The following is an 11,516-nucleotide window of genomic DNA, read 5'->3' as shown; positions in this document are numbered from 1 at the left end:
GCACCGGTGGGGTGGTTCAGCCCGCCGTCGCCCCGGCGGGTGCGGGGCGGCCCGGAGTGCCGGTGGGGCGCCGGGGGCCGGGCGGCGGACCTGCGGGAACGGTGGCCAGCACCCGGTGGAGCACCCCGGCGAGGGCGGCGTTCACCTCGTCCGGACGCTCCATCATCAGCATGTGCCCGGCCCCGGGGCAGACGGTCAGCTCGGTGGCGGGCAGCGCCGCCGCGATCGACTCCGCACACGGCGGCGGGGTCAACCGGTCCCGGTCGCCGACCAGCGCCGCCGCCGGCAGGTGCGCCAACGCGGTCAGGGTGGCCAACCGGTGCTGGCCGCCGATCGAGGCGCGGAAACCACCGATCGAGCGCAGCGACGCGCGGGCCACCGCCGAGGTGACCAGGCGGATGTCGGAGGCGGAGCAATGGTCGCCGAAGAGCATCCAGCGGATGCTGGGAGCCAGGGCGCGCAGCAGCGGGCGGGGCGGCCGCCAGGAGCCGCACCGGGCCAGCACCCCTGCCCCGGTGGTCTCGGCGAGCCGGATCAACCGGGCGATCCGGGGCGACAGGCCGTACGCGGTGTGGGTGTGCCCCTCGGCCGTGGTGGAGACGAAAACGAGCCCGGCCGTCCGGGCGGCGAAGTGGGCCGGGTGCCGGTGGGCGTACTCCATCACCGTCATTCCGCCCATCGAGTGCCCGACGAGAACCACCGGCCCGGCCGGGGCCACCTCGTCCAGCACCGCCGCGAGGTCGTCGCCGAGCTGGGCCAGGGTCGCCGTGCGCAGTGCCATACAGCTCGACCGGCCGTGCCCCCGGGCGTCGTAGCTGACCACCCGGACCCGGTCGCCGAACCGGCTCCGCAGGTCGGTGAGCTGCTGGTGCCAGGCCCGACCGTCCAGGGTCCAGCCGTGCAGTAGGACCACGGTGACCTCGGCATCGGCCGGGCCACTCACCTCGACGTGCAGCCGTACCTCGTCGGGTAGCCGCAACTCCCGCTGATCCGGCATCGCCACCTCCCCAGGCCACCGGGACACATTCACCGGTGTAACCCGGCGATGACACCGGCTACCCGACATGAGAGCACGCCAACCGTGGTGGTGAGAAGATTCCCGACCCGCCCGCGCGGGGGCGGCCCGGCGACCAGTCTGGAGACATGCCGAGTCCGCCCGCCGGAGCTGCCCGGACCCCCCGACCGGGACCCCTGGGCGCTGCCGACCCGCCTCCCGTGCTGCCCGTGGTGCCCCTGTTGCCTGCCGGGCCTGCCGCGACTGACGCGCGCGGGTCTCTCGGGTCTGACGCGCGCGGGCCTGCCGGGCCTGAGGCGCCTGACGGGTGGCCCCGGGCCGCCCGCCGGCCCGGGGCGGCGCTGGCGGAGTTGCTCGCCGGCAACCGGCGCTTCGTCAGTGGCCGGCCCCTCCACGGGCACGACGTCACCGCCGCCGCGGCTGTCGCCTCCGGTGACCAGCAGCCGTACGCGGTGCTGCTCGGCTGCATCGACTCGCGGGTGCCGCTGGAGGCGATCTTCGACCAGACCTTCGGCTCGATCTGCGTGATCCGCACCGGGGGCCACGTGCTGGACCGGGCCGTCCGGGGCTCGATCGAGTACGTGGTGGACCAGCTCGGGGTGACGCTGGTGATGGTGCTCGGGCACGAGCGGTGCGGTGCGGTGGCCTCGACGGTGCAGAGCCTGCGCACGGGGCAGCGGCCGGGCGGGGACCTGGGCTACCTCGTCGACCGGATCGCCCCGGCGGTGGTCGAGGTGGGTGCGCACCACCCGGCCGTCCACCCGCTGGCGGTACGTCGGCACGTACGGCGTACGGTGCGGGCGCTGCGCACCGAGGACCTGCTGGCCGGCCCGGTGACCACCGGTGATGTCGACGTTGTCGGCGCCCTGTACGCCCTGGATACCGGCGAGGTCACCCTGCTCGACGACGGACGTTGACGACCGCCGGCCCCGGGACCGAGCTGCCGTGCCGGCGGCCCGGCGACCGGGAGACGCGGAACCGCCCGTCGGGTGACCCGACGGGCGGTTCCAGGTGTGGTGCGGGGGAGGGCTCAGCCCTCGAAGACGCCGGCCTCGACGAGACGCTTCTCGGTCTTGTCCCAGCCGTCGCCCGGGTGGGCGGCGGCGAGGTTGTTGATTTCGGCGCGGATCTTGGTGGCGTGGCCGGCGGTGGCCAGCGTGCGGATCTCCTCCACGAAGGCGTCGGAGTCGGTACGCAGGTGCGCGGTCTTGCCGTTGGTCAGGTTGCGCACGTAGGCGTGCTTGCCGCCGTTGAGCGGGATGAGGTACTTGAACTCGCCCAGCACGCTGAGGGCGCCACCCTGGCCAGCCTGGCCGGCCCGGACTGACGCGCGCGCGGTCTTAGAGGTGTTGCTCGCCACGGAGATGCTCCTTGCAAGACGTACGGGAGGACGGGGAACGTCCGGGGGCTGTAGCGGGTGACGCCCGGGTTGGCCATCTGACGCCCGAGTGATTCATCGGCCCGCGAAGTGGTACGACGGCACAGAACCGCCCAGGGAAATATACACGACCACGGTGTCTGGCAGCTCACCGTGCCCGTCGGAGAGCACAACCGCGGTCACCGGTCCGGGTATTTCCGGCCGGCCAATTTTCCGATTCTCTGGCGCACCATCCGTCACAGCAGTCATCATGTGTGGCAACAGCCACTCGGGTGGTCGAGGTCGTAGGGGAAGACGCACCTCGCTCTCCGGGAGGTCACCGTGCCAACGCGTGGCGTCGTATACGTCCACTCGACCCCGCTCGCCGTGTGTTCACACGTCGAGTGGGCGATCGCGCGCGTCCTCGCCGCGCCGGTCAACCTGCACTGGACGGCCCAGCCCGTCGATCCCGGCGCCCGCCGGGCGGAGTGCGGATGGACCGGTCGGTCGGGGACGGGTGCCGAGCTGGCTGCTGCCCTGAGGCAGTGGCCCATGATCCGTTTCGAGGTGACCGAGGAACCCAGCGCGGGCGCGGACGGCGAGCGTTTCATGCACGTGCCGGGCCGTGGCCTGTTCCGGGCGGCGGTGGGCGCGGCCGGCGACATCCAGCTCGGCGAGGACCGGCTGCGCAGCATCATGGCGTCGGTACGCCCCGAGGCTCTGGCGCACGCCCTGGACAAGGCGATGGGCACCGCCTGGGACGCGGAGCTGGAGCCCTACCGGTATGCCGGCGACGGCGCACCGGTGACCCTGCTCACCCGGGTCGGCTGACCACAGCGGCGCCGGTGGCCGTGCTGACCGGTCGCCGGCGGCGCGGCCCTCCCCGCCCCGTTCTCGCGTCTCCACCCACACCCACCGCCCCGTCTCCCGCTTGCCGTGCGCCCCGCGTCCACCGGCGTGCCCTCACTCGTGTCGTGTGCCCGCGCCCTCCCGCCCCGTCTCCCGCTTGCCGTGCGCCCACCGGCGTGACCCCACTCGCGTCGTGCGCCCGCGCCCTCCGCTCCGTCTTCCGCGCCCTCCGCTCTGTCTCCCACTCGCGCGCCCCGCACGTTCCGGCTCGACTCCCGATCCTGCCGTGCTCCTGCGCCCACCGGCGCGCCTCCACATCTATGACCCTGCGAGGTCTATGCCTGTCAGTCATATTCATGACCGCCAGGCATAGACCTCGCAGGGAAGTGGTACTCACCTGCGGCGCATGCCTGGCCGTTCGGCCGACGGGCGTGCTCGATGGGGTCTGCGCGCACGCCTGTCCGACTCGGCCGGCGGTGGCACTCGATGGAACCCGAGGCGAGAGACACGGGCCACGCCGCGTCCCCGACGACAGGGGCAGGAAGCCACCGGGCCGGGCGACCGAGTGTCCCGACCGGGACGATCACCCAGGTCAAACGATCACCCAGGTATTGGGCCAGGCGCGAGGTAATGGACCAGGCGCGCGATGGTCACTGGTGATGGGCCACGCGCGAGGGGTCAGCCGCTCACCCGGGCCGGTGGTTGCCCCGGCACTGCGCGACCGGCTGCGGAGACCTTCGCGCTGCGCTCGGTCGGTGTCCCGGAGTTGGGTGAGCCTGCTCACCCGGACCGGCCATCCAGCGGCCAGGAGGGCCGGGTCAGCCGGACACCCGGTCGGGGACGGGCACCCTCCGCCCATGGCGTGACCTGGTCGGGTTGCCGCTGATCTTCGGCGCGGGTTGGATGGGCCGGGTGCCGATCTCCCCGCGACGTGCCGGCGTCGCCGTCGCCGCCCTGACCGCGCTGCTCACCTCCGGATGTGCGGGGGAGGGGCAGGCTCCTGCGCCGGCCCTGTCCGGGGCCGTCCCGAGAGCCAGCCCGACCGTTGCCGCGTCCACCGCCGACGACCCGGCCCGCCGGGCCGCCGCGCTGGCCGGCACGCTCGCCGACGAGGACCTGGTCGGCCAGGTGCTGATGCCCTACGCGTACGGCAGTTCGGCGACGACGGTGACGCCCGGCTCGGCCGCCGGCAACCAGGCCCTCGGCGGGGTCGACACCCCCGCCGAGATGATCGCGAAGTACCGGCTCGGTGGGTTGATCCTGGTCGGCTTCAGCGCCGACGACCCCACCTCCGGCAACCAGTCCACCACCAACGTCGACAACCCGGCGCAGGTGCGGAAGCTGACCGCCGGGCTGCGCGAGGCCGCCGGGAAGCTGACCGCCGGCCCGGCACCGTTCCTGGTCGGCACCGACCAGGAGTACGGGGTGGTCACCCGGATCACCGAGGGGGTGACCACGCTGCCCAGTGCGCTCGCCGCCGGGGCGGCCGACGACCCGGCCCGGACCGAGGCCGCCTGGAAGGCCGCCGGCACCGAGCTGGCGGCGATGGGGGTGAACCTGGACTTCGCCCCGGTCGCCGACGTCCTCGCCACCCGCAGCACGGTGATCGGCTCACGTTCCTTCGGCGCCGACCCGAAACGGGCCGCCGCGCAGGTCGCGGGCGCGGTCCAGGGATTGCAGAGCGCCGGGGTGGCGGCCAGCGTCAAGCACTTCCCCGGGCACGGGCTCAGCGCCGCCGACTCCCACCAGGAGGTCCCGGTGGTCGGCCAGCCCCGGGCCGAGCTGGACGCCACCGCCTTCCCGCCGTTCCGGGCCGGCATCGACGCCGGGGCGATGGCGGTGATGTCCGCCCACCTCGACGTCACCGCGGTCGACCCGGGCACCCCGGCCACCTTCTCCCGCAAGCTGCTCACCGACGTGCTGCGGGGCGAACTGGGATTCCAGGGCGTGGTGATCACCGACGGGATGAACATGCCGCCGGCCAAGCGCTACCCGCCGGGCGAGGCGGCGGTGAAGGCCCTGCTCGCCGGCAACGACCTGATCCTGATGACCCCGAACGTCGGCCAGGCGTACGACGGGCTGCTGGCTGCGCTGCGCGACGGCTCGCTGCCCCGCGACCGGCTGGTGGCGTCGGTCACCCGGGTGTTGACCATGAAGTTCCGGCTCGCCGACCGACCGACGCCGGCGATGTCCACGCTCGACAGCGCCCCGCACCGGGCCGCCGCGGCCGCGCTGGCCGCCGCAGCGGTCACCCAGCTGCGGGGCAAGTGTGGCGTGCAGGTGTCCGGCCCGGTCACCGTCACCACCTCCGCCGGTCGGGACCGGACCCGGACGGCGCTCACCGAGGCGCTGACCAAGGCGGGCGTGCGGGTGGTGCCGAAGGGCGGCACCCGGGTGCATCTGGTCGGCTACGGCGACGGACCGAAGGACCTCGCCACCGACGCGGCGGTCACGGTGGCGATGGACACCCCGTACGTGCTGGAGAAGGCGACCTCGAAGACCCTGCTGGCCACCTACTCGTCCAGCCGGGCCTCGATGACCGCGCTCGCCGAGGTGCTGGCCGGCACGGCCCATCCGACCGGGCGCTCCCCGGTGCCGCTGACCGGGCTGCCCGCCACCAGCTGCACCGGCTGAGCCCGTCGTGACCCCGGGCGGGGGTAGCTGCTGACAGGGCCGGGCGACCGGCGGATGCCGGCGGCGACGGGGCCGACGCCAGTGTGGCCGGCCGCCGATGGAGGTCGACGGCCGGCCACAGGTCATGTGGTGGCGGGTCAGCCCAGCGCGACCTGCTGGGCCACGGCGGCGCCGCCGCCCTCGAAGGCGGCCAGCAGTGAGGTCGGGGTGCCCCCGCTGACCGGGACCGTCACGGTGACCCGGTCACCGGCGGCCATCCGTACGGTGCGCTCACCCTGGGCCGTGTCGCCGTCCCAGGCGTACAGGTAGGCGGTGCCGGCCCGGTCGGCGCGCAGGGTGACCTGTACCCCGTCGGTGACCCGGTGGGCCGAGGTCAGCCGCAGCGCCGAGTTCTTCAGCCGGGGCACGGCGGCCGGGGCCACCCCGTCCACGGCCGACTGGGCGATGGTCTGCGGGCTGAGCACGCTGCGGGCGGAGGTGTCCGGGAAGACCGGCGCGCTGGGCTGCCGGGCCGCCGGCTGGTAGCCGGGCAGGGTGGCCAGACCGTAGCGGTACGGGTCGGCCCGGACGCCGGTGAAGGTGGACCAGCCCAGCCGGGACTGCGAGCTGAGGTCCTGGGTGTCCGAGTCGTAGACCAGCACGTTGAGGCCCATCCGGGCCGGGTCCACCGCGTCGGGCAGCACCGCGAACGGGATGCTCGTCTCGATGGTGTACCCGGTGTAGGGGGAGCTGACCTTGCTGACCACGGTCATTCCGGGTGCGGTGGTCGCCCCCGGGCCCTGCCGGTTGTCGGCGTCGCGCTGCCAGCAGGGCGGGTTGCCGTTGGCCGGGTCGTCGGTGATCGGGAAGATGCCCGCCTTGAACGCCGTGGAGGTGTCCGCCGAGTTCCCCTTCGGGTCGACGATGATCTCCACACTGTCGGTGCGGCGCTGCCGCTTACAGTCCTGCGGCACCACCTTCTTGCCGAGCACGTCGTCGGTGACCTGGACGAACACCTTCAACGCGTCGGGGGTCCAGGCGATCCGGCCGGTGGCCGAGGCGTCCTGCGGCGTGGTGGCCTGCCCCTCCCAGATACGGGAGAGGTCCAGCTCCGGGCCGGGGTACTCGCCGGGCGAGGCGACCCCGTCGACGGTGCCGTTGCCGGCGGCCGGGACCTCGGTGGTCGGCACGATCTCCAGCGCGCCGTTCTCCACGGTGCTGCCGGCGGCGCTGGTGGTGGTGATGGTGATGCCGTAGTCACCGTCCGTGCCGCCCTCGTTGGCGGTCGGCAGGGTGGCGTCGGTGTTGGTGACGGTGAAGGTGACCGCACCGGTCGCGCCGGGGGCCAACGCGGGGTAGCTCTTGGTGGTCGCGTCGGCGGTGAAGCCGGCCGGCAGGCCGAGGGTGACGGTGCCGTCGCGGCTGACCCGGCCGTGGTTGCGCAGGTCGATGCGGACCGTGCGCTGCTTACCGGAGCCGATGGTGAGCACCGGCTTGATCAGGGTGTCCAGCTGCGGGTACCCGCCGTCGCCGGCCCAGTCGCGGAAGATGCCCACCTCGGGCAGCGGCTCCAGGGTGCCCCGGACGTCGGCGACCACCCGGACGGCCCGGTCGGTGCGCCCGACACCCTGGCGGGTGGTCAGGGTGGCCCCGATGAGCTGCTGCTCGTTGGTGGCGGCGTCGGCCGGGACGGTGACGGTGAACGTCCTGGTCCGCTCCTTGCCCGCCGGCACGTCGTTGTTCAGCACGCCGGAGCCCTTGGCCTTCCAGCCCGCCGGCAGCCGCAGGTCGATCCGGGGCTTGGCCAGGGGCCGGTTGTGCGGGGCGCGCAGGTGCGCGGTGACCTCGACGGTCGCGCCGGGGGCGAGGTCGAACCGGTCGGTGGTGAGGTACAGCTCGCTGTCCTTGGGCAGGCCACCGGTCGCCGGCGGCAGCACCGAGCCGCGCAGGATCGCCTCCGGGGAGGTGTCCGCCGGGTCGTACGGGACGCGGCTGTCGATCAGGGTGTAGAAGTCACAGCGGATCTTCGTCGGGTCGGTGGGGGCGGCGGCGGTGCCGGCCCAGCCCTGGGTGACGTACTCCCGGCGGGCGTCGACCTCGATCTCGGCCCAGGTCTTCCCGCTGGCGCTGGGGGTGCCCTCCCAGACGCCGAAGACCTGGTCGGTGGGGACGGTCGGGGTGAAGCTGGTCGCGCACTGCGGCCCGGCGGCGGAGGTGCCGGTGCCGCCGCTACGCAGGAACTTCGCGGCCCGGAACGGGGTGAGACCCTCGGCGCTGAGCTGCTCGGGGAAGGCCTTCGGGTCGGCGGCGGCGGCGAACGCCTCGGCGGCGAACCGGGCGGCCTGCTGGTGGTTGCCGTGGTTGCCCGGGGTCGGCGACGGGTTCATCGTCATGATGATCTCGGGCCGGGTGGTCCGGATGACCCGGACGATCTGGCCCAGGGTGTCGTCGTGTCCCCAGATCTGCTCGGACAGCGGGGCGGACGCGGTGTACCAGAAGTCGACCCGGTCGAGGTTGTAGAGGTTCTCCACGCCGGCCTTGCCGATCGCGGTGCGTTCCTCGCGTTCGCGGATGATGCCCAGCGGCGGGCCCTCTTCGAGACCGACGGCGTTACCGCCGCCCTCGCCGCGGGTGATGGTGACGACGCCGGCCTTGGCGCCGTACTTCTCCTTCCACTGGCCGAGGGTGGCGAGGCTGCCGGCCTCGTCGTCGGGGTGGGCGCTGACGAAGAGGACGTCGAGGTCGACGGCCTTGGCGGGGCGGACGTCGGCCGGGGCGGCGACGGCGGTGGCAGGCGCCCCGGCCACGGCCAGGGCGAGTGCGGTGGGTAGCAGGAAACCCTTGATGCGCATGCAGATCCTTCCGGAACCACGACGTCCGGACAGCGACCGTCATCGTCGGACGCGGGGCGTCCGACGCGGGGTCGTCAGTGGACGGTGAGGCGGTGGGAACGGGGAACGGTGGGCGTCGTCGGACGCGGTGCACCGGATATGGCAGCGGTACGGGTTCCGTACACACTGGAAGGCCTTCGCTCGGTGACGCTAGGGACCGGCGTGGTGGTGCGTCAATGCTTTGGAAGGTATTTCTTTCTTTGCAGAAGAAAGAAATGGGCGGTGTCCGGGATGTCCGGCGTGGCGACGCAACGGTGACCCGAACCCGCCCACTGCCCCCAATTGCGGACGTTTTCGCTGCTCCGACGGCTACCGGTGACCGGGTTGAGACGGACTCGTTACTTGACTCTTTAATTCGTTCGCCGTAGGAAGGAAGTGTGACAGACGTGGTGACGCCACCAACGAGCCCGGTGAGCCGGGAGCGGTCGAAGGAGATCAAGCGGTTATCCGTGATCTCCACCGCCCGCCAGGTCCGGCTGCTCTCCCGGGCCGAGCTGACCGAGCTCACCGGCCTGAGCCCCGCGACGCTCACCCCGCTCGTGCGTGACCTGATCGCCGAGGGATACCTGATCGAACGCGGTCCGGGTGCCTCCCGGGCCGGCCGCCCCCGGGCGATGCTGGAGTTCAACCCCCGGGCCGAGCTGGTCGCCGCCGTCTCCCTGGAGCCGTCCCGGATCAGCTGCGAGATCGCCGACAGCGACGGTGCGGTGGTCGCCCACCGCGCGGTCCGGCTGACCGGCGACATCGTCGACACCATCTGCCGGTCGGTGCCCGAGCTGGCCGGGGACGGCCTGCCGGCGCTGCGCGGGGTGGCCATCGCCGCGCCCGGCGTCATCTCCGGCGGCGCGGTCCGGCTGGCCCCCTCGGTCGGCCTGATCGAGGGCCGTCCGATAGGGGAGTCGGTCCAGCGGGCGCTGGGCGTGCCCGTGGTGGTGGACAACGACGTCAACCTGATGGCGGCCGGCGAACACGCCGCCGGGGCCGGCATGGACGTCGCCGACCTGCTGCTGCTGCACGTCGCCGACGGCATCGGCGCGGGCCTGGTGCTCGACGGCCAGGTCCGGCGGGGTGCCCGGGGCGCGGCCGGCGAGGTGGGTTTCCTGCCGTTGGACCCGGCCGGCCGGGGACACGACGGGATCGGCCCGTTCGAGGCCCGCTGGTCGGAGAACGCGATCGCCGAGCGGGTGGTCGCGCTGGCCCCGGGCCGTCGCCCCGACTCGCCGGTCCGCGCGCTGGTCGCCCTGGCCGCCACCGACCCGCGCGCCGCCGGCTACCTCGACGAGGTGCTGCACGCCTGGTCCCGGCTGATCGTCTCCTGCGTCTGCGTCATCGACCCCGGCCGGGTGCTGCTCAGCGGCGCCGCCGCCGACCTCGACGACGCCGCCGTCGACCGGCTCCAGGGCCTGGTCACCGCCGCCGTACCCAGCACCACCGAGGTACGCCGGGCCGTGCTCGGCGACCGGGCCGTGCTGCACGGCGCGGTCAGCTACGCCCTCTCCGCCGCCGCCGCCGGACTGCCCACCCTGTTGCCGGCCCCCTGACCTGACCGCACCGCTGAGCTCCTCTCCCCAACACCTCGGAGGTACCCCATGAGACGTCGACTTCTACTCGCCGGAGCGCTCGCCACCGTCCTCGCCGCCGGCACCGCCTGCGGCGGCGGCTCGGACGACACGGCTGCGGGTGAGACGGAGAAGCTGACGATCTACACCGCCCGCGACAAGAAGGTCTCCACCTTCGTCGTGGACAAGTTCACCGCCAAGTACCCCGAGTACAAGGGGAAGGTGGAGATCCTCAACCTGGGCGCCCAGGAGATCCTGGAGCGGGTCCGGGCCGAGAAGGCCAACCCGCAGGCCGACGTCTGGTGGGGCGGCACCCAGCAGGGGCTGTCCGCCGGTGCCGGCGAGGACCTGCTGACCGCCTGGCAGCCCGCGTTCGCCGGCAAGATGGACGCCAAGTACAAGGACGCCGAGGGGCGCTGGTTCGGTGAGATCCTGCTGCCCGAGGTCATCATGTACAACAACAAGGCGCTGACCGCGGAGCAGGCCCCGAAGGACTGGGACGACCTGCTGAAGCCGGAGTGGAAAGACAAGATCATCATCCGGGACGTGGCCGCCTCGGGCACCATGCGGTCGATCTACGCCGCGATGATCATGCGGCAGTCGCCGGACGGCAGCAACCCGCAGCCGGGTTACGACTGGCTCAAGAAGCTGGACGCCAACACCGGCGCGTACGCGGCCAACCCGGCCGACCTCTATCTCAAGCTCTCCCGCCAGCAGGGCACCCTCAGCGCCTGGAACCTCCAGGACATCCTGCTCCAGGCCAACCAGTCCAACATGCCGTTCGGCTACGTGATGCCGGCCTCCGGCGCCCCGGTGCTGGTCGACGGGCTGGCCGCGGTCAAGGGCGGCAACAGCGCCGGCGCGCAGAAGTTCATCGAGTTCCTCTTCGACGACACGCTCCGCGCCGACCTGGCCAAGGACTACTTCCAGATCCCGGCCGTGGAGATCGCCCAGCAGCCGGAGTGGCTGGCCCAGCTCAACCTCAAGCCGCTCGACGTCAACTGGGACATCATCGGCAAGAACGAGACCGAGTGGATCAACAACTGGAACAGCCAGATCAAGAACAAGGGCTGACCGCACGGGTGCCGGGGGCACGTCCCGCCCCCGGCACCGCCCGCCCTCGCCGCGACGGCCCGACCGGAACTCGCTCCCATCGCTGCGGCGACGGCCCGACGGCGTCCCCCCGTGATCCGTACCCCGTGCCCACCGGCCCGGTCCCCGCACCCCCGCCC

Annotated in this window: 8 protein-coding genes; 5 read left to right on the top strand and 3 right to left on the bottom strand. The window is 73.1% G+C overall.

The window, feature by feature from the left end:
- Positions 1-16: 16 nt before the first annotated feature.
- Entirely contained in the window at positions 17-997 is a 981-nt protein-coding gene (locus ACQP1S_RS24235) for an alpha/beta fold hydrolase (RefSeq protein WP_432899518.1), read from the bottom strand.
- 368 nt (positions 998-1,365) lie between these two features.
- Between ACQP1S_RS24235 and ACQP1S_RS24230 the strand changes: the two genes are divergently transcribed.
- Complete coding sequence (locus ACQP1S_RS24230) at positions 1,366-1,932, top strand: carbonic anhydrase (RefSeq protein WP_432899515.1); 567 nt, start codon at positions 1,366-1,368, stop codon at positions 1,930-1,932.
- 113 nt (positions 1,933-2,045) lie between these two features.
- Here ACQP1S_RS24230 and ACQP1S_RS24225 read toward each other — a convergent pair whose 3' ends face one another.
- A complete protein-coding gene (locus ACQP1S_RS24225) occupies positions 2,046-2,375 on the bottom strand; it encodes a hypothetical protein (protein WP_091238244.1) in 330 nt (109 codons plus the stop codon).
- A 339-nt stretch (positions 2,376-2,714) separates the two neighbouring features.
- Between ACQP1S_RS24225 and ACQP1S_RS24220 the strand changes: the two genes are divergently transcribed.
- Positions 2,715-3,203, top strand: coding sequence for a DUF3145 domain-containing protein (locus tag ACQP1S_RS24220; protein WP_091238241.1), 489 nt, complete (start codon positions 2,715-2,717; stop codon positions 3,201-3,203).
- 921 nt (positions 3,204-4,124) lie between these two features.
- Entirely contained in the window at positions 4,125-5,855 is a 1,731-nt protein-coding gene (locus tag ACQP1S_RS24215; protein WP_432908272.1) for a glycoside hydrolase family 3 protein, read from the top strand.
- A gap of 137 nt (positions 5,856-5,992) precedes the next feature.
- Here ACQP1S_RS24215 and ACQP1S_RS24210 read toward each other — a convergent pair whose 3' ends face one another.
- Positions 5,993-8,686 carry a sugar-binding protein gene (locus ACQP1S_RS24210; RefSeq protein ID WP_432899510.1) on the bottom strand — a complete coding sequence of 898 codons (2,694 nt, stop codon included), beginning with the start codon at positions 8,684-8,686 and terminating at the stop codon, positions 5,993-5,995.
- A gap of 416 nt (positions 8,687-9,102) precedes the next feature.
- Here ACQP1S_RS24210 and ACQP1S_RS24205 point away from each other — a divergent pair, with 416 nt between their 5' ends.
- Positions 9,103-10,266 (top strand): ROK family protein, encoded by a 1,164-nt coding sequence (locus tag ACQP1S_RS24205; RefSeq protein ID WP_091238233.1) that lies wholly within the window; start codon positions 9,103-9,105, stop codon positions 10,264-10,266.
- Between the two features lie 48 nt (positions 10,267-10,314).
- Complete coding sequence (locus tag ACQP1S_RS24200; RefSeq protein WP_091238230.1) at positions 10,315-11,358, top strand: extracellular solute-binding protein; 1,044 nt, start codon at positions 10,315-10,317, stop codon at positions 11,356-11,358.
- Positions 11,359-11,516 lie beyond the last annotated feature (158 nt).

It is taken from the genome of Micromonospora matsumotoense (genome assembly GCF_050951065.1).
Lineage (GTDB): Bacteria > Actinomycetota > Actinomycetes > Mycobacteriales > Micromonosporaceae > Micromonospora > Micromonospora matsumotoensis.
The sequence above is the reverse complement of the archived record's forward strand: the minus strand, read 5'-3'. Positions and strand labels throughout refer to the sequence as shown.

What these genes read in the sequence shown, in the direction of transcription:
- ACQP1S_RS24235 (WP_432899518.1), bottom strand. Translation starts at nt 997, where the DNA reads ATGCCGGATCAGCGGGAGTTGCGGCTACCCGACGAGGTACGGCTGCAC.
- ACQP1S_RS24215 (WP_432908272.1), top strand. Translation starts at nt 4,125, where the DNA reads ATGGGCCGGGTGCCGATCTCCCCGCGACGTGCCGGCGTCGCCGTCGCC.
- ACQP1S_RS24210 (WP_432899510.1), bottom strand. Translation starts at nt 8,686, where the DNA reads ATGCGCATCAAGGGTTTCCTGCTACCCACCGCACTCGCCCTGGCCGTG.
- ACQP1S_RS24200 (WP_091238230.1), top strand. Translation starts at nt 10,315, where the DNA reads ATGAGACGTCGACTTCTACTCGCCGGAGCGCTCGCCACCGTCCTCGCC.